Origin of the sequence: Vibrio neptunius (assembly GCA_019339365.1) — a bacterium.
GTDB classification, from domain to species: Bacteria; Pseudomonadota; Gammaproteobacteria; order Enterobacterales; family Vibrionaceae; genus Vibrio; species Vibrio neptunius.
In genome coordinates, this window is sequence record CP079859.1 from 2,925,860 (window position 1) to 2,943,706 (window position 17,847).

The window sequence follows — 17,847 nt, forward strand, 5'->3', positions numbered from 1 at the left end:
CCGGAAGGCCGCCTGAGAGAGATATTACTGAGCGCTGTTCACGTAGTCGATAGCAGCTTGAACAGTAGTGATTTTCTCAGCTTCTTCGTCTGGAATCTCAGTGTCAAATTCTTCTTCTAGAGCCATTACTAGTTCAACAGTGTCTAGAGAATCAGCACCTAGATCATCAACGAAAGAAGCTTCGTTTTTAACTTCTGCTTCGTCTACACCTAGCTGTTCAACAATGATTTTCTTTACGCGTTCTTCGATGTTGCTCATTTTTTCTTTTCCTTTACAGATTTCGCTCAATGCGATGATTCCGTAGTTTATTCGAACTATTGAAAGTTGCAAGGGGGTCCTTGCTGGTCAAACCACAATTTTCGCGATTTTAACCGAAATTCAATACATTTTTGACTTATATCATGCACAAATGTTGCGCATTTTAATGCCAGTTATCACAAACTGTAGGCCATTTTTATGACAACGAATAGCCCATTTTGTTCAAACATAGGCATTAAACCATGTACATGCCACCATTAACATGCAAAGTTTCACCAGTAATGTACGCAGCTTCCGGAGAAGCTAGGAACGCTACCGCTGATGCAATTTCGCGAGGGTCACCTAGACGACCTGCCGGCACGTTTGCAAGAGTTGCCGCACGTTGCTCGTCATTTAGCGCCTTAGTCATATCAGTTTCGATAAATCCCGGTGCAACAGTATTAACGGTTACGCCACGAGAAGCTACTTCACGCGCCATGGATTTAGTGAAACCAATCACGCCAGCTTTCGCTGCTGCATAGTTAGTTTGACCTGCATTGCCCATTGTACCAACAACTGAACCAACATTGATGATACGGCCCGCACGTTTCTTCATCATGCCACGAAGTACCGCTTTTGACATTCGGTAGATCGGTGTCAGGTTAGTATTGATGATGTCATTCCACTCATCATCTTTCATACGCATAAGTAAGTTATCACGCGTAATACCTGCATTGTTCACCAGAATATCGATTGCGCCAAACTCATCATTAATATTTTTCAGAGTTGCTTCAATGGATTCGATATCTGTCACGTTTAGCGCCAGGCCTTTACCATTTTCACCAAGGTATTCACTGATTGCAGCAGCACCATTTTCTGAAGTCGCAGTACCGATAACCGTCGCGCCACGTTCAACAAGAATTTCAGCGATAGCACGACCAATACCTCGACTTGCGCCAGTAACCAGTGCAATCTTGCCTTCTAGGTTCATCATGATTGTTATTCCTTAAAAGTTTACTTAGCGGCTTCTAAAGATGCAGCATCGTTTACTGCAGCGCCACTGAGTGTCTTCACAATACGTTTTGTCAGACCCGTTAGAACTTTACCCGGGCCTAATTCAAGAAGTCTTTCTACACCTTGCTCGCTCATTAGCTGTACACTTTCAGTCCAGCGAACTGGGCTGTATAGCTGGCGCACCAGTGCATTTTTAATTTTCGCTGGGTCATTTTCAGCAACAACATCAACGTTATTGATAACTGGCAATAGAGGAGTATTGAATTCAATCTCTTCTAGAGCGACAGCCAGTTTATCGGCTGCTGGCTTCATCAAAGCACAGTGAGAAGGCACTGACACTGGCAGTGGCAGAGCTCGCTTCGCCCCCGCTTCTTTACACAAAGCACCTGCGCGTTCGACTGCGTCTTTACTACCTGCAATCACAACCTGACCGGGTGAGTTGTAATTTACTGGTGATACCACTTCACCTTGAGCCGCTTCTTCACACGCTTTAGCAATAGACTCATCATCTAGACCGATGATCGCGAACATAGCCCCAGTGCCTGCTGGCACTGCTTCTTGCATGAGTTGACCACGCAGCTCAACCAGCTTGATTGCTTCTTTAAAGTCAATCACACCAGCACATACTAATGCCGAATATTCACCTAGGCTATGGCCCGCTAGGTTCGCTGGCTGCTCTAGGCCAAGCTCTTGCCAAACACGCCAGATAGCAACCGAGGATGCTAACAGTGCTGGTTGAGTACGAAAAGTTTGGTTGAGATCTTCAGCTGGGCCATTTTGAACCAACGCCCATAGGTCGTAACCTAACGCCTCAGATGCTTCCGAAAAAGTGTTTTTTACTACTTCATACTGTTCGCCAAGTTCAGCAAGCATACCGACTGCTTGTGAGCCCTGACCTGGAAATACGATAGCAAAATTGCTCATTTTCTTTTCCTTTAAAACAAAGTAACAAAGATTAAGATGCCTAATAAAGGCATCTTAATCTTTTAAATTTGGTTGGGATTAGAACTTAACCAGCGCTGAGCCCCAGGTAAAGCCGCCACCAAATGCTTCTAATAGAAGCGTCTGCCCGCGTTTAATTCGCCCGTCACGAACAGCCTCATCAAGTGCCGTTGGTACAGTAGCTGCAGACGTATTGCCATGCCTGTCCAATGTGATGACCACTTGATCAAGCGACATAGATAGTTTCTTTGCTGTTGCAGAAATAATGCGATAGTTCGCTTGGTGAGGCACTAGCCAGTCTAGTTCAGACTTATGCATATCGTTGGCAGCCAGCGTATCTTTAACGAGTTTTGATAACTGCGTCACAGCGACTTTAAACACTTCATTGCCTGCCATGTGTAACCACTTGTCAGCATCTTTTCCACGTTCGGGAACCTCAAGGCTTAGCAACTCACCAAAACGGCCGTCCGAGTAGATATGCGTTGAAAGAATCCCAGGCTCTTCACTTGCGCCAACCACAACAGCACCCGCACCATCACCAAACAAAATGATGGTTGAGCGATCGGTTGGATCGCAGGTTTTGGACAAAGTGTCTGAACCGATCACGAGCACATTTTTACACATGCCTGTTTTAATATGCTGGTCTGCCACTGAAAGCGCATAGACAAAACCTGAACATGCGGCGGCAATATCAAATGCAGGACACCCTTTAATATCTAATTTAGCTTGCACTTGACAAGCAGAAGAGGGAAAAGTGTGGCTACTGCTGGTGGTCGCAACGATGATCAGGTCAATATCATTCTTATCGATGCCCGCCATTTCAATGGCGTTTTCTGCCGCGATATACCCCATATCTGCAACCGTTTCATTCTCAGCTGCAATACGACGTTCTTTAATACCAGTACGAGTAACAATCCACTCATCGCTTGTATCTACCATTTTCTCCAAGTCTGCGTTTGAACGCACCTGAGATGGCAGGTAGCTGCCAGTACCTAAAATTTTGCTATACATGAAGACTAATAATGCCTCTCGAGTAAAACCGCTTCCAAACGATCGCTAATACGGCTTGGTACTTGTCGTTTGACCTCGTGTAACGCTTCTCCAATGGCGTTGATGACAGCGTCTACGTCAGCACTTCCGTGGCTTTTTATGACAATGCCGCGCAATCCTAGCAAACTTGCGCCGTTATACTGGTCGGGGTTCAATGTTTTCAGCTCATTAAATAGACCAGAAAACAATTTTCTTGCAATCCAGCCTTTTACAGATGAAGCCATCATGCTCGCTTTCAACTTTTCAATAAATAGCTGGGCGGTACCCTCACATGCTTTGAGGCAAACATTACCAACAAAGCCGTCACATACCACCACATCCGCCGCATCGTGGAGTAACTGATTACCTTCAATATAGCCGACAAAATTCACGGACTGCGTCTGAGACAACATTTCAGCACAACGTTTAACCAAATCGTTACCCTTAATTTCCTCGGCACCGATATTGAGAATCGCCACCCGCGGCGGCCTATCCAAGTATTGCTCGGTCAATGCACTTCCCATCACAGCGAACTGGAACAATGAATCAGCGTCACTAGAAACGTTTGCTCCAAGATCAAGCATCCAAGTTCTGCCACCGGAAGCGGTGGGTAAAGCAGAGATTAATGCTGGGCGTTCAACTCCTGGTAACAACTTCAGTCGAAAACGTGATAAAGCCATGAGTGCCCCCGTGTTTCCGCCACTGACACATGCATCAGCACTGTCTTGCGCAACCGCATCAATAGCCATTCCCATCGAGGTGCCACTACTGTTTCGAAGTGCGAGAGAAGGTTTTTCTGAATCTGAGATAACTCGGTCACTATGTTGAATACTCAAGCGAGCATCAGATTGATAACCAAGAGACGATAATTGAGTTGTGATCGCGGTCTGATCACCTGTGAGGATCACTTTCAGCTCTGGGAAATGCGACAGTGCCTGCACGGCGGCAGGCACTGTGACGCGAGGACCGAAATCCCCGCCCATTGCATCAAGTGCAACGGTTATATTAGGCAAAGGTCAACCTTACTTGTTGATAACCTTTTTACCACGGTAGTAACCTTCAGCAGTTACGTTGTGGCGCAGGTGAGTTTCACCTGAAGTTGCGTCTACAGATAGTGCAGCTGTAGATAGGGCATCGTGTGAACGACGCATGCCACGCTTTGAACGTGATTTCTTGCTCTTTTGTACGGCCATTGACCCTACTCCTATGTTAATTCTTAAAGAATTACTTCTTTAAGTTTTTTAAAACATCGAATGGATTCGGCTTATCTTCCACAATTTCTTCTGGAATTTCACCAAATACCAAATTGTCTGATTTAACGCTACAATCCGCTTCTTCGTGCTTTGCGATTTGAGGCAAGTTTAGAATGAACTCGTCTTCAACTAACTCTATTAGGTCGATTTCACCGTACTCGTTTAGATCTACCAAATCGTACTCTTCCGGTGCTTCCTCTTCAGTCTTCTCACCTTTGTAAGGTGTATAAGTGAATTGGACATCGCACTCATGTGCGAAAACCTCATTACAGCGTTGACACTCTAAATCAACTTCGATGTTAGCTTTACCAGAGATAACAACGAGTCGCTGTTCATCTAACTCAAATGACAGTGACACTTGAGCGTCGCGTTTAACGCCTTCAACTGATTCGAACAAACGCTTAAAAAGGCTAACCTGAATGATACCATCATAATCAAGTCGCTTCTGAGCAGCGCGTGCCGGATCAACCGTTCGCGGTATTTTTACCTTTTGCATAGGGCGCGAATTCTATCTTCCAATTCGTTTTTAGTCAAAGAAAAAGGACAAAAAGTTGTAGTTTTTTTCCTTATCATCAGAAGAGCTAGGACTCGCATCGCAATATCTATTAAGCTGGTGCTAACTCCCTGAAAGATTGTAATAGAAAATGACGCAATACCAACTAGTTTTAGCCTCTACATCGCCATATCGTAAACAACTGCTCAATAAACTATCAGTCCCTTTTGAAACCGCCTCACCTGATTGTGACGAAACACCTTTTTCTAACGAGCGACCTGAGGATCTAGTGAAACGTCTTGCGAAGGAAAAAGCACAATCATGCGCAACAAGCCAACCGAGTCTTGTTATTGGCAGCGACCAAGTGTGTGTGATTGATGGAAAAATCATTGGCAAACCTCTGAATCGAGAAAACGCTATCCAACAATTAAGCCGCCAAAGCGGTAAGGCCATCCAGTTTTATACCGGGCTTGCGCTTCACAACACCGAAACGAATATCACAGATGTCAAACTGGATACGTTCACGGTTCATTTCCGTCAGCTAACCCAACAACAGATCAATCGCTATGTAGAGAAAGAAGAGCCGTATTACTGCGCTGGCAGTTTTAAAAGTGAGGGGCTGGGTATCGCACTATTTGAAAAGTTGGAAGGGAAAGACCCGAATACTTTGGTTGGGCTACCACTGATTGACTTGATTGATATGCTTGAAACGCAAGGTTTTGAGGTACTTTAGGGAGATGCGGGATGCGGGATGCGGGATGCGGGATGCGGGAAAATTATGCAGGGTTGGTACATTGTAGCAACCCTTGTCATTTCAATAGATTAAACAGTCATCCCCGAGAGGGAGGCACGACCGACTTGGGGATCTCTTCATGCGAGTGAGAGCCTTTTAAAGATTCCCTACTCGCTCCTTCGTCGCTCTATGGAATGACCAAAAAGAAGCTTCTTCTTTCTATCAGGGCGAAGCCCGATCCAGTGATCCCGCAACGAAGTGTTCCATAGGGCAACGCCCGTTCCATTAGTGAAGCGATCCATAGGGCGAAGTTCCGTTCCCGCTTCTCAGACGAAGCCTGCCTTTAAAGCTTACGTAGCCCAGCCAACGCTTTCTCTAGCTTAGGCTCCATTGGCGCACTCACATCCATCCAGTCGTCATTAGATGGATGTTTGAATTTAATATTAGCAGCATGAAGAAACAGCCGGTCTAACCCAACTTTTCCTGTGTAAGCATCAAAGCGTCGATCACCATAACGGTCGTCCCAAGCAATGGGATGGCCAGTATACTGAGTATGGACACGGATTTGATGTGTACGTCCTGTTATTGGACTGGCCTGAATCAAGGTAGCCTCAGCAAACTTTTCAATAATCTTAAAACGTGTCTCAGAAGGCTTACCCTGAGAGTTGACACGGACGATGCTGTTCACTTCATTTTTCAAGAGTGGGGCATTGACTACCTTGCAACCGCTCTTCCATTGCCCCATCACCAAGGCATAATAATATTTCTGTACCGTTTTCTCACGAAACTGAGCTTGCAAATGACGCAGTGCAGAGCGCTTTTTTGCAACCAAAAGAATGCCTGAAGTATCTCTATCGATACGATGCACTAGCTCAAGAAAACGAGCTTGTGGCCTTAGTGCACGTAATGCTTCAATCGCACCAAACTTGAGCCCGCTACCTCCGTGAACTGCCGTGCCCGAAGGTTTATTGAGGATAAGCATATGTTCATCTTCATGGATGATCATATGTTCTAGCTCAGCGACTTTATTCAATTTGGTACTCGGTGCGACTTCGTCTTGCTTCTCTTCAATCGTGACTGGAGGAATTCTGACCAAATCCCCCGTCTTCAATTTATATTCAGCTTTAATTCGTTTTTTGTTTACGCGAACTTCTCCCTTGCGCAAGATCCGATAAACCATGCTTTTAGGGATAGTTTTAAGTTGGTTACGTAAGAAGTTATCGATACGCTGACCAGCCATATCTTCGTCGATATCGACAAATTGGACTTTAGTTCTAATTTCACTCATTTCGATATTCTACCATTCTAGTTCACATTTTCTAGGTGACGATTTGGTAAATCTCTTTCTAAGAATGAGTTTCTGTTACGCTACGAATAAAAATTCACCAATATATTTACAATCCTCAAAAATCATCAAACAAATCTTTTAAATACAGCGCTTTACAAAAATAAAAAATGGGTTTTTTAGCGTTTTATAATAAAGCAGATTGCTGACTTTAATGGGTACTGCTATAGTTCACACCTGCAATGGATGATTAGGCTGCATTTTAAACAAACCTATTCATTTTTGAGCAAGAGATTGAGTAGCCGCTAATTTACCAAAATGCAGCACATGGCGTAAGACATTTTCGGAGTTAGTACAACTTGTTGCCCTACTCAAAAATCTTTCATGTTGAGTATTATCCGCCATCATTGCGGCTTACAAGCCAAATTTGTTTGTAAGACTGACGTGCCCAAAGAGCATCCCTCCAGCCGGGAGGCTGCACAAATTTAAGCCATGGGATCAGGCACCGTGAAAGATACATTAAGGCAGCAAGACAACATAGAATGACAACGAGATTTATCAATGAAAAGAATGCTAATCAACGCAACTCAAAAAGAAGAGTTGCGTGTTGCTTTGGTTGATGGTCAGCGCTTATATGATTTAGATATCGAAAGCCCAGGCCACGAATCGAAAAAAGCAAACATCTACAAAGGACGTATCACTCGCATCGAACCAAGTCTGGAAGCAGCTTTTGTCGATTATGGTGCAGAGCGACACGGTTTCCTTCCTCTAAAAGAAATTGCCCGCGAATACTTTCCTGAAGGTTACACTTACCAAGGTCGCCCAAGCATTAAAGAGGTGCTGACTGAAGGTCAAGAAGTAATTGTTCAAGTAGAGAAAGAAGAACGTGGCAGCAAAGGTGCAGCCCTCACGACTTTTGTTTCTCTTGCAGGTAGTTACCTTGTTCTGATGCCAAATAACCCTCGTGCAGGCGGCATTTCTCGCCGAATCGAAGGGGATGAGCGTACACAACTGAAAGCGGCATTGAGCACGCTAGAACTACCACAAGGTATGGGGCTTATTGTCCGTACGGCCGGTGTAGGAAAGAGCGCCGAAGAACTTGAGTGGGACTTGAATGTGCTCCTCAACCACTGGGGCGCTATCAAACAAGCTTCTGAAGCGAACCCAGCTCCTTTCCTTATCCATCAAGAAAGTAACGTTATCGTTCGTGCTATTCGCGATTACTTACGTCGTGATATCGGTGAAATTCTGATCGATAGCAATACTATCTTTGAACGCGCTCTGGAACACATTCGCCTTGTCCGTCCTGACTTTGAAAACCGAGTCAAAAAACACGACCGTGAGGTCCCCCTATTTAGCCATTACCAAATTGAAAGTCAGATTGAATCGGCTTTCCAACGTGAAGTTCGTCTACCTTCTGGTGGTTCAATTGTCATCGACCCAACAGAAGCTCTGACCTCTATCGATATCAACTCTGCCCGTGCAACGAAAGGCGGCGATATCGAAGAGACGGCATTGAACACCAACCTTGAAGCGGCCGATGAAATTGCTCGCCAACTTCGTCTGCGTGATCTAGGTGGCCTTGTCGTTATCGACTTTATTGATATGACCCCGGTACGCCATCAACGCGAAGTTGAGAACCGCCTGCGTGACGCTGTTCGTCTTGATCGTGCTCGTGTTCAAATCGGTCGTATCTCGCGCTTTGGCCTGTTAGAAATGTCGCGTCAACGTTTGAGTCCTTCTCTAGCTGAAGCAAGTCACCACATTTGCCCTCGCTGTAGCGGTACTGGTGTCGTTCGTGATAATGAATCTCTTGCCCTCTCTGTTCTTCGTTTGATAGAAGAAGAAGCACTGAAAGACAATACTGCGCAAGTTCTGGCTGTGGTTCCTGTCCCGATTGCATCTTACCTTCTGAATGAAAAGCGTCGTTCAATCAACCATATTGAACGTAATCAAGAAGCTAAGATCACTGTGGTTCCTAACTCAGATATGGAAACGCCACATTTTGAAGTGATTCGAGTACGTGAAGGTGAAGAGTTCGATCTGCTTTCTTACCTAGTTCCTAAAAAGCTCGAAGCGATGAAGGAAGCAGAAGGTAAAGAGCCAGTAGAGCAAGAAGTCAAAGCGAAGAAGATTGAAGAGCCTGCACTAAAAGGCTTCGCATCACCAACCCAGTCTGCACCAGCTCCAGCGAAACCTGTCGCTAAAAAAGCGCCTGAGAAGAAAGCGAAAGCTGACACTGAGACGGCTCAACCTGGACTCATAAACCGCATCTTTAAAGCACTAGGTAGCTTCCTATTTGGTTCAGCTAAAGAAGAAGAGAAGCAAGAAGAACAGAAGCCTAAAGAGCGCAAAGAAGGTAACCGCAACAATCGTAACCGCCGTAACCGTAACGACAACCGTCGCCGTGGTAATCGCGATAATCGAAACGACAACCGTGACGATAAGCGCGATAACAGACGTGATAACAAGCGTGACGAAGCAGCGAATGAAGCGAAGCCTAATGAACGTAAACAGCAAAACCGTAAACCTAAGCAAGATCGCCGTAACAAACGCGATGATGTGAAGCCAAACAAAGTTGCTGAAGAAGGTCTAAAACTAGCGGCTGATGCTCAACAGACTGACAAACCTGAAGCGCGCAAAGAGCGAGCGGAAGAGAAAGCCGCTAAAGTGAAAGAACGCCGTCAACGCCGCAAGCTATCTAAGCAAGTACGTGTCAAAGACCAAGCTGCAAAAGCGAAAGCGGATGAAGAAGCGAAGCAAGTGGCTACTGAAGCAAAAGCTGAAGCGGTAGAAGAGCATGCCGTAGCTACGGATGTGGAAGAGGCTGAACAACCAAAACAACGCCGTAATCGCCGCTCTCCACGTCATCTGCGTGCGAGCGGTCAGCGCCGTCGTCGTGGTCGCGATCGTCGTCCTAACCCATTCCGCTTACGCAAAGGTGGCGTTGCTTCACCTGAAATGGCAATGGGTAAAGTCATGCCGAGCTACGGTATCTCTAAACCTGAGACGAAGCACAAAGCGAAGGCTGAACAGGCTGCGGCACCAGAAGTGACTACTTCAGCACTTGGTGGATTTGCTTGTCCTGAAATGGCCATGGGTAAAGTGATTGTTCGTCGACCAGCGTCAGTGGTTGAGCCTGTAGTCGAGCAAACCGTACCTTTAGAAACAGCTCAGTTAGCGGAAACGCCTGTGACTGAGCAAGTCCAAGCATCGATAGAAACTGCGCAAGAGAAGACTGTTCGAGAAGCAGTTACAGCAACTGAAGTGACTGTAAGCTCTGATATCGTTGTGCCGAAGGCATTTAAAGGTCACGCCTCTGCCCCTATGGCAAAAGCACCAGGCACCACAGAGATGAAAGATATTACTGTGATTGCTGCGCCTTTCCGAGAAGATCGATACCTGTCAAAAGGAGCAGGTAGCCAAGTCGCTAGCAATAAAGCCAGCGCTGCAATGGCAAAGCCTCAAAACTTTTAGTCAGGTTTGATGAAAATAAAAACAGCCCCATGATGGGGCTGTTTTTTTGTGTGTATCCAGTGAAGAGCATGACGACTCTCACTATTTGTCACAAATATTAGCCAATACCTGCTTCATTGTTGAACTTAATCACACTTTTAGGTAGCATTCGCCGACTCGATCTGAATCATTTGTTTGGTTTTCAGTGCTCTTTTACATCGCATTTTGCTTACATGAAAACTAAGCTAGAACCTATACGACAAACTTTCGTTCTCTGATATTCAGAATTACCGTAAACATTTAGCATAACTGAGCAAGCATGTTTGAATTTCCTCAATTTTCAAAACACTCTGTAAAAAATGACGTGTTATCTGGCCTGACCGTTGCTTTAGCCTTGGTTCCTGAAGCCGTTGCTTTTGCGTTCGTTGCAGGTGTTGACCCTATGGTTGGTCTATACGCTGCATTCATTGTTGGCCTTATCACCTCCATCTTTGGTGGGCGTCCAGGTATGATCTCGGGCGCAACAGGTGCAATGGCTGTCGTAATGGTCTCTCTCGTAGCATCACACGGCGTCCAGTATCTTTTTGCCGCCATATTACTGGCTGGTATCTTTCAGGTAACCGCTGGCCTATTTAAGTTAGGAAAATTCATCCGCATCGTGCCGCATCCTGTTATGATCGGCTTCGTTAACGGTTTAGCGATTGTTATTTTCCTAGCTCAGCTTGGTCAGTTCAAAGCGCCGGACATTCACGGTAGGCTAACTTGGCTACCTCAAGATCAAATGATATTGATGCTGGGTTTAGTCGCACTAACGATGGCGATTATTCACTTCTTACCAAAGTTCACTACCGCCGTCCCCTCTTCCTTAGTAGCGATCGTGACTGTGACCGCTTTGGTTGTAGGCTTAGATCCAGAAACACGTACCGTTGTTGATTTCCTACGCACTATGTCTGGTGATGATGCTGCGACGCTGGCAGGTTCACTACCAACGTTTTCTATCCCAGCAGTCCCGCTAACGCTAGAAACGCTACAAATTATCCTTCCGTACGCTCTCATTCTTGCCGCAATTGGTCTAATTGAGTCTCTGCTTACACTGACAGTTTTAGATGAAATGACGAACACTCGTGGTCAGTCAAACCGTGAATGTATTGGTCAGGGCATGGCAAACATGACATGTTCCGTGTTTGGCGCTATGGGTGGCTGTGCGATGATTGGTCAGTCGATGATCAACGTTAACTCAGGGGGCCGCGGTCGTTTGTCGGGCATTGTAGCTGCTTCTGCACTGCTGATATTTATCTTGTTCGCTTCTTCACTGATCGAAATGATCCCACTAGCAGCACTTGTCGGTGTCATGTTCATGGTGGTGATCGGTACTTTCGAGTGGGCAACATTCAAACTGGCTCGTCGCGTACCAAAGCAAGACTTCTTTGTAATCGTACTAGTAACGGTAGTAACGGTAATGACCGACCTTGCTATTGCCGTCTTTGTTGGTGTTATTGCCTCTGCTCTGATGTTTGCTTGGCAACACGCTAAACACATCTATGCCGATACCAGTATCAACGCAGAAGGTTCTAAAGAGTACAAAATTCACGGCCCGGTATTCTTCGGTTCAGTCGCCAATTTCCTTGAGATTTTCGATGCGCATGAAGATCCAAGTGATGTTATCGTCGATTTCGCTGATTCACGTGTAACCGACCACTCAGCTATCGAAGCTATCGAAACACTGGCCGAGCGTTACTCTGCTCAGGGCAAGACACTTCATTTACGCCACCTAAGCCCAGATTGTCGTAAGCTTCTCGATAAAGCAGGCAGCTTGGTAGAGATTAACGTAAAAGAAGACCCAAGCTACAAAGTCGCCACTGATGTACTCGCGGGTTAAATAGACAAAAAAGGGCTTCCATTTGGAAGCCCTTATTATTTATCGTTAATTATTATAGTAATTTGTTGAGTTTGTCACCCATCAGATCCAAACGCCAACTCTGCATCACATCTGGTAAAGTGGATGGATCACGATCTTTCTTCCACACCCAGCTCATCAACTGATTTAATTGTTTCTTGGACGCTAAAAACTCTGTCGCAAGCCCAGACGCCTGAGAGGCTTTTTTCACTTCATCCTTAAGGGTTTTAAACTTCTGCTTGTAGCCTGGCATATCCATCAAACGCTCAATTTTAGCCGGATACTCATCAACAGGCGTCATTTTGGCTGATTTAACAATCGAGATAATACGTGCGCTGTGGCGTTGCACAGAACGAATATCTAGACCTTCCTGTTCCATTCTTTGTTTGTTCTGTAAGCCTAAGCGAGCAACAAGCAGCAGATCATTCTCTTTAAAGATGAAGTTCAGTGCTAGATCACGGCGAATTGCTTCTTTGAAACGCCAGGTGGCGAGTGGTTTTAATATCGCTAACTCACTTGGTTTTAGCTGCCAAGCACCCTTAATATCTAAGTAAGCTTTTTCAGGGTCAATTGATTTGATGCGTTTGGTTGCCAGCAAATCACTTTCTTGCTGAGCGGCTTCCCACCAGCCAGCCTGAGTAATTTCTTCAAGCAGCTTTTCATACAAGGGCAATAGGTAGTGGACGTCTGCCGCCGCGTAGTCGAGTTGTTTGTCGGTTAATGGTCTTGCAAGCCAGTCAGTACGCGACTCACTTTTATCCAGTTCTACACCAAGATAAGATTCGACCAAAGAAGCGAAACCCGTTGACAGACCATGACCTAAAAATGCCGCCATCAATTGAGTGTCTACCATAGGATACGGCAGGCAATCAAAGCTGTTGTTAAACACTTCTAAGTCTTCACCACACGCGTGTAAAACCTTTAACACGGATGTGTCCTTAAGAAGGTGGACAAACGCCGTCATATCATCAATGACGGTTGGATCAATCAAAGAAAGTGTTTCACCATCAAATAACTGAATAAGACCAAGCTGGGGGTGGTAGGTTCGTGTTCGGACAAACTCGGTGTCAAGCATAACAACATCTGTGCCTCTAGCTTGTTCGCACACTTTTTCTAGCTGATCTGGACGGGTAATGATTTGATAATTCACAAAGTTCTCACTGTGACTGATGGGGTCTACAAATAAAAATGCCGACTGGTATTGGTCGGCATTTTAACATTAAACACTTGGCTGTGCTTATTTTTAACTTTAGCTAGCCTTGGCTAACTTTGCATCATTCTCTTCGCGCAGGACACGGCGCAATATTTTACCGACATTGGTTTTAGGTAATTCATCTTTAAATTCTACTAGCTTAGGAACTTTATAGCCCGTCAAGTGCTGACGACAATGGGCTATGAGCTCATCTTTCGTCAAGCTTGGATCACGTTTAACTACATAGATCTTCACCAGTTCACCTGAGACTTCATGCGGTTGGCCAATGGCTGCAACTTCCATTACTTTGCCATGCAGTGCCACCACATCTTCAATCTCATTTGGATATACATTGAAGCCTGACACCAGAATCATGTCCTTCTTACGATCCACAATGTGAATCAGACCCTGATCATCAAACTTAACGATATCCCCTGTGGACAACCACCCTTCACTATTGATGACTTCCTTGCTGGCTTCGGGCCTTTGCCAGTAACCTTGCATCACTTGAGGGCCACGAACCTGCAGTTCACCGACTTCGGTATTCGGTACCGGATTCCCTTCGTCATCAACAATACGCACTTCTGTAGAAGGGACAGGCAAACCAATTGCGCCTGTGTACTCGGTGAGGTCGTATGGGTTAACTGTCACCAAAGGAGAACATTCGGTGAGACCATAACCTTCTAATAGGTGTACGCCAGTGGTTTTCTTCCACTGCTCAGCAACTGCACGTTGAACGGCCATACCGCCACCTACCGCTAACTTTAGATTGCTAAAGTCCAGCTCGTGGAAATCTTCATTATTGACCAAGGCATTGAACAGCGTGTTGACACCAGTAATTGCAGTGAACGGACACTTTTGTAGTTCTTTGACAAAACCTGGGATATCTCGCGGATTAGTAATTAGCAGGTTACGTCCACCCAATTCAAGGAACAATAGGCAGTTCACCGTCAAAGCAAATACGTGGTAAAGAGGCAGCGCGGTCACAACCACTTCTCTACCTTCTTTTAGTACCGGCCCGTACATTCCTTTGGCCTGCAAAATGTTTGCTATCATATTGCTATGAGTTAGGATGGCCCCTTTCGCAACCCCTGTCGTACCACCTGTGTACTGAAGGAAAGCAATGTCATCGCCAGACATGAAAGGTTTCACGTATTGTAAACGTCGGCCTTTATGCAAAGCCTTGCGCATTGAAATCGCCCCGGGCAGATCATACTTCGGCACCATACCTTTCACATACTTGACCACAAAGTCGACCAAGGTGCCCTTTGCGCGCGGAAGCATTTGACCCAAACTGGTCAGTACGACATGCTTAACCGGAGTATTGTTTACGATTTGCTCTAATGTGTTAGCAAAGTTAGAGACGATCACAATGGCTTTCGCACCAGAATCATTTAGCTGATGTTCAAGTTCGCGTGGTGTGTACAGAGGGTTGACATTAACAGCAATCAATCCTGCGCGCAAAACACCGAACAATGCCACTGGGTATTGAAGAAGATTTGGCATCATCAAAGCGACACGATCGCCCTTTTTCAGCTTAAGTTCGTTTTGCAGGTAAGCGGCAAAAGCACGGCTGCGCTCTTCAAGCTTACGAAATGTCATTACCGAGCCCATATTCATAAAGGCAGGTTGGTCAGCATATTTCTGTACTGACTGTTCAAACATTTCCACCAATGACGGATATTGATCTGGGTTGATATGCTCAGGCACATCACTTGGATAACGTGATAACCAAGGTTTATCCACGGTAATACTCCTCGAATTAAGCTGACTGTTGTCGACGAAACGCCGTGATTTTATTGACGTCCATTACAACACAGGCAAAGAACTTGAGCACGAAAGACTCAAACACTTGTTTAAATTTTGTTAACTAAGCCAAAAATTAGGTCAGATACTCTAGAAGGGACTTGCAGATGACAGTGATGTCCTCCCTCAACCGTAAAAATTTCGGTCGAATTGGGAGTATCATCCGGTGTCTTCTGCAAATGGGGAAAACCTTGTTCGCCTAGCACCACAATCTGCGGACAGGTGATCTGCCGCCTGATTGATTGCGCATGCTCAAATGACATTCGATACAAAGACTGGCTTTGCAATTTCTCATCATGACGCCATACCCAGCCATCGTTGGTCTTTACCAACCCTCTCTTGACTATGGGTCTGATAAGTTCACAAGCAATTTGATTCACCTTTGCTCTAACATCAATAGCAATGGTATCTGATTCAAATGCCCTAGTTGGCTTACTGCGTATCCTTTGACGACTCAAAACGCCTTCTCTCAGCCGAGAAACCGTTTCGCTCTCTTCTTCCGCCAATGGCCCACGCCCTTCTATCTGAACCAATCCATTGATCTGCTCAGGAAAGGCGGCACTATAGCAACTTGCAATCAAAGCACCAAGAGAATGTCCTACCAGCACGAGTCTGTTTGTCGATAAGTTAGCCAGAAACTGATAAACATCGTCAATGTAGTCATGAAATGAGTAGAAATTACTACCGGACTTGTGACTGGAATGACCATGACCGGGCAAATCAATCGCGCATAAATGCAGTTCAGGCGCGGATTGATAAAGCTCTTGCATCAAAGATTCAAAGCTAGCGGCGTTGTCCAACCAGCCATGAAGAAAAACAATAGAGCAATCCGCTGTCTGGCTGTATCCGTATTCAATAGCGGCTATGAAGCCATCTGCTAAGGGGTAACGAGTGTCTCTTCGTGTCATTTAACTTCTTGAACCACCTTGCCATGTTTCGTTCCTCGGGTGAGGTCACGACAATATAAACTGCGGCAAGGATACATCGAGGGCCCGAAGTCATTGTGAACAATCACGCGCTCTTCTATTCGCCACAGATGGTAACTCTTGATATCCATAGCAGGGAAGTCATAGCGATAGTCACCCACCTTGGCGATTTCAGTACCACGGCTATCACCGAGTAAAGTAATCAATCGCCCTTTTGACAGTGTTACCGGATCCGCGAAACCATTGATATATCCAACGAATCGACCTTGCGGTTCTTGGTCAATATCAGGCTTGCCATTCGAGCCGATTGGTAAATTCACGATCTCCACTCGCGTCTTATCTTTCAGATTAGTCACGCTAGCAATCACACCACCCAAACGTAACTCCTGCGCTTGTGATGCTGAAGCTTGCCAGCGAGAGTAGTCCGTTTGTAAAGCTGGATTATCTGACGCAAGATTTTCTGGAAGCGTACTACAGGCTGTAAGTGTAGCCAAAACACTAACCATAGAAAGGAGTTTAAAAACACGTGGTATCATAAGAGCTTAACCAAAAGAACTAGATATAAATATCGACACCTAACAGCTGCGATAGTTCATCACGCTTAGACTGATTCATCACATTCATATACTCTTCCATCGCTTTACGACCCTGTCCTTCAGGCAAATCGTATTGCACTTGAGCTTTATGGATGTCTGACTCGTTTACCTGACGGATAGAATGAGCCACCGCATTGGCGACTTTCGAAGGTCGGCCAATTGATGACTGATCCTGAGCTTTTTTTACCTCATTCTTTTTTCCAGTTTTATTGGCCTTATTCGGCCCCGGAACCGAAGGAGGTAATCCATTAATCGAAACCATACTATCCGTCTAATTTCACCTTATTCTCTGCCTGGCAATTTCTTCCATGCAACGGTATCACGCAGATACACAGGACTCGCATCCTCTACCGTCAAAGTGTTGCCCTTTTCCCACTCGAGTTTAGCCAATGCAGCGATATCTTCCGCATCGGGGAAAAGAACCTCTCCTGCAGAGACTTCAAATTTCAGCTCCGCTAGCGCTTCATGATACGCTTCCCAACCGGTCCCTGCGGTAAGCCACTGGTGTTCGTCACTTTGGCTCTTTTCAGACAAAACCGCAGGTGGAATAACACATTCGGCATCAGTTGCAATCCAAGTGCCATCTTCTTGACGCGAAAAACGCCCCCAGTAGACTTCGCTCATTCTCGCGTCAATCGCACACGCCACGTGGCTTACACCATGTTTACGGTAGCTACCTTGAGCCATGGCTTGCAATGTCGACACGCCAATCATAGGCAGATCAGCACCAAACGCTAAACCTTGTGCAATACCAATGCCAATGCGGACACCTGTAAAACTGCCCGGTCCACGACCAAACGCGAGCGCGTCAAGTTCAGCCAGAGTGATCCCCGCTTCTTTCAGCACTTCGTCTACCATTGGGAGGATCTTTTTAGTGTGGTCTCGTGGTGCTACTTCACTACGAACATGGATCTGGTCATTAACTAGCAACGCAACAGAGCAGTTCTCTGTTGCCGTGTCTAAGGCAAGAATTTTTGCACTCATTGAA

At 45.7% G+C, this 17,847-nt stretch carries 17 protein-coding genes; 3 read left to right on the top strand and 14 right to left on the bottom strand.

The genetic code is table 11. The annotated features are described in order from the left end of the window. Positions 1–24: 24 nt before the first annotated feature. The 7 genes from acpP to yceD all read right to left on the bottom strand — a co-directional run bounded on the left by acpP (position 25) and on the right by yceD (position 4,971). The gene (gene acpP, locus KW548_13680) at positions 25–258 is read right to left on the bottom strand and encodes an acyl carrier protein (GenBank protein ID QXX06146.1); all 234 of its coding nucleotides are present in this window, start codon (positions 256–258) and stop codon (positions 25–27) included. 235 nt (positions 259–493) lie between these two features. Beyond that, positions 494–1,228 carry a 3-oxoacyl-ACP reductase FabG gene (gene fabG / locus KW548_13685; GenBank protein ID QXX08075.1) on the bottom strand — a complete coding sequence of 245 codons (735 nt, stop codon included), beginning with the start codon at positions 1,226–1,228 and terminating at the stop codon, positions 494–496. 23 nt (positions 1,229–1,251) lie between these two features. Next, positions 1,252–2,175, bottom strand: a complete 924-nt coding sequence (gene fabD / locus KW548_13690; GenBank protein ID QXX06147.1) for an ACP S-malonyltransferase — start codon at positions 2,173–2,175, stop codon at positions 1,252–1,254. A gap of 78 nt (positions 2,176–2,253) precedes the next feature. After that, positions 2,254–3,204: a ketoacyl-ACP synthase III gene (locus tag KW548_13695; protein QXX06148.1), complete on the bottom strand. Its 951-nt coding sequence runs from the start codon at positions 3,202–3,204 to the stop codon at positions 2,254–2,256. A gap of 5 nt (positions 3,205–3,209) precedes the next feature. Further along, positions 3,210–4,235 (bottom strand): phosphate acyltransferase PlsX, encoded by a 1,026-nt coding sequence (gene plsX, locus KW548_13700; GenBank protein QXX06149.1) that lies wholly within the window; start codon positions 4,233–4,235, stop codon positions 3,210–3,212. Between the two features lie 9 nt (positions 4,236–4,244). Next, entirely contained in the window at positions 4,245–4,415 is a 171-nt protein-coding gene (gene rpmF / locus KW548_13705; GenBank protein ID QXX06150.1) for a 50S ribosomal protein L32, read from the bottom strand. 31 nt (positions 4,416–4,446) lie between these two features. Then, on the bottom strand, positions 4,447–4,971 hold the full coding sequence (gene yceD, locus KW548_13710; GenBank protein ID QXX06151.1) for a 23S rRNA accumulation protein YceD: 525 nt from the start codon (positions 4,969–4,971) through the stop codon (positions 4,447–4,449). Positions 4,972–5,119: 148 nt separating this feature from the next. Between yceD and KW548_13715 the strand changes: the two genes are divergently transcribed. Then, the gene (locus KW548_13715) at positions 5,120–5,701 is read left to right on the top strand and encodes a Maf-like protein (protein ID QXX06152.1); all 582 of its coding nucleotides are present in this window, start codon (positions 5,120–5,122) and stop codon (positions 5,699–5,701) included. Positions 5,702–6,044: 343 nt separating this feature from the next. Here KW548_13715 and rluC read toward each other — a convergent pair whose 3' ends face one another. After that, entirely contained in the window at positions 6,045–6,989 is a 945-nt protein-coding gene (rluC, locus tag KW548_13720) for a 23S rRNA pseudouridine(955/2504/2580) synthase RluC (GenBank protein QXX06153.1), read from the bottom strand. A gap of 558 nt (positions 6,990–7,547) precedes the next feature. Between rluC and rne the strand changes: the two genes are divergently transcribed. After that, positions 7,548–10,463: a ribonuclease E gene (rne, locus tag KW548_13725; GenBank protein ID QXX06154.1), complete on the top strand. Its 2,916-nt coding sequence runs from the start codon at positions 7,548–7,550 to the stop codon at positions 10,461–10,463. 298 nt (positions 10,464–10,761) lie between these two features. Further along, on the top strand, positions 10,762–12,321 hold the full coding sequence (locus KW548_13730) for a SulP family inorganic anion transporter (protein ID QXX06155.1): 1,560 nt from the start codon (positions 10,762–10,764) through the stop codon (positions 12,319–12,321). A 52-nt stretch (positions 12,322–12,373) separates the two neighbouring features. On the opposite strand, the gene rnd is transcribed toward KW548_13730, so the two are convergent. The 6 genes from rnd to tsaB all read right to left on the bottom strand — a co-directional run bounded on the left by rnd (position 12,374) and on the right by tsaB (position 17,843). Then, on the bottom strand, positions 12,374–13,489 hold the full coding sequence (gene rnd / locus KW548_13735) for a ribonuclease D (protein QXX06156.1): 1,116 nt from the start codon (positions 13,487–13,489) through the stop codon (positions 12,374–12,376). Between the two features lie 99 nt (positions 13,490–13,588). Then, on the bottom strand, positions 13,589–15,277 hold the full coding sequence (fadD, locus tag KW548_13740) for a long-chain-fatty-acid--CoA ligase FadD (GenBank protein QXX06157.1): 1,689 nt from the start codon (positions 15,275–15,277) through the stop codon (positions 13,589–13,591). 110 nt (positions 15,278–15,387) lie between these two features. Then, positions 15,388–16,245, bottom strand: coding sequence for an alpha/beta hydrolase (locus KW548_13745; protein QXX06158.1), 858 nt, complete (start codon positions 16,243–16,245; stop codon positions 15,388–15,390). Continuing rightward, entirely contained in the window at positions 16,242–16,799 is a 558-nt protein-coding gene (locus KW548_13750) for a Slp family lipoprotein (protein QXX06159.1), read from the bottom strand. Before KW548_13750 ends, KW548_13745 begins: the two co-directional genes overlap by 4 nt. 19 nt (positions 16,800–16,818) lie before the next feature. Beyond that, positions 16,819–17,121, bottom strand: coding sequence for a chromosome partitioning protein ParA (locus KW548_13755; GenBank protein QXX06160.1), 303 nt, complete (start codon positions 17,119–17,121; stop codon positions 16,819–16,821). Between the two features lie 20 nt (positions 17,122–17,141). Beyond that, entirely contained in the window at positions 17,142–17,843 is a 702-nt protein-coding gene (gene tsaB / locus KW548_13760) for a tRNA (adenosine(37)-N6)-threonylcarbamoyltransferase complex dimerization subunit type 1 TsaB (GenBank protein QXX06161.1), read from the bottom strand. Between the last annotated feature and the right edge of the window lie 4 nt (positions 17,844–17,847).

Excerpts from the sequence above, each read along its gene's own strand:
- yceD (QXX06151.1), bottom strand. The coding sequence starts at position 4,971 with ATGCAAAAGGTAAAAATACCGCGAACGGTTGATCCGGCACGCGCTGCT.
- KW548_13745 (QXX06158.1), bottom strand. The coding sequence starts at position 16,245 with ATGACACGAAGAGACACTCGTTACCCCTTAGCAGATGGCTTCATAGCC.
- rne (QXX06154.1), top strand. The coding sequence starts at position 7,548 with ATGAAAAGAATGCTAATCAACGCAACTCAAAAAGAAGAGTTGCGTGTT.
- rluC (QXX06153.1), bottom strand. The coding sequence starts at position 6,989 with ATGAGTGAAATTAGAACTAAAGTCCAATTTGTCGATATCGACGAAGAT.
- KW548_13730 (QXX06155.1), top strand. The coding sequence starts at position 10,762 with ATGTTTGAATTTCCTCAATTTTCAAAACACTCTGTAAAAAATGACGTG.
- fabD (QXX06147.1), bottom strand. The coding sequence starts at position 2,175 with ATGAGCAATTTTGCTATCGTATTTCCAGGTCAGGGCTCACAAGCAGTC.
- fabG (QXX08075.1), bottom strand. The coding sequence starts at position 1,228 with ATGAACCTAGAAGGCAAGATTGCACTGGTTACTGGCGCAAGTCGAGGT.
- KW548_13695 (QXX06148.1), bottom strand. The coding sequence starts at position 3,204 with ATGTATAGCAAAATTTTAGGTACTGGCAGCTACCTGCCATCTCAGGTG.
- rpmF (QXX06150.1), bottom strand. The coding sequence starts at position 4,415 with ATGGCCGTACAAAAGAGCAAGAAATCACGTTCAAAGCGTGGCATGCGT.
- KW548_13755 (QXX06160.1), bottom strand. The coding sequence starts at position 17,121 with ATGGTTTCGATTAATGGATTACCTCCTTCGGTTCCGGGGCCGAATAAG.
- tsaB (QXX06161.1), bottom strand. The coding sequence starts at position 17,843 with ATGAGTGCAAAAATTCTTGCCTTAGACACGGCAACAGAGAACTGCTCT.
- acpP (QXX06146.1), bottom strand. The coding sequence starts at position 258 with ATGAGCAACATCGAAGAACGCGTAAAGAAAATCATTGTTGAACAGCTA.
- KW548_13715 (QXX06152.1), top strand. The coding sequence starts at position 5,120 with ATGACGCAATACCAACTAGTTTTAGCCTCTACATCGCCATATCGTAAA.
- KW548_13750 (QXX06159.1), bottom strand. The coding sequence starts at position 16,799 with ATGATACCACGTGTTTTTAAACTCCTTTCTATGGTTAGTGTTTTGGCT.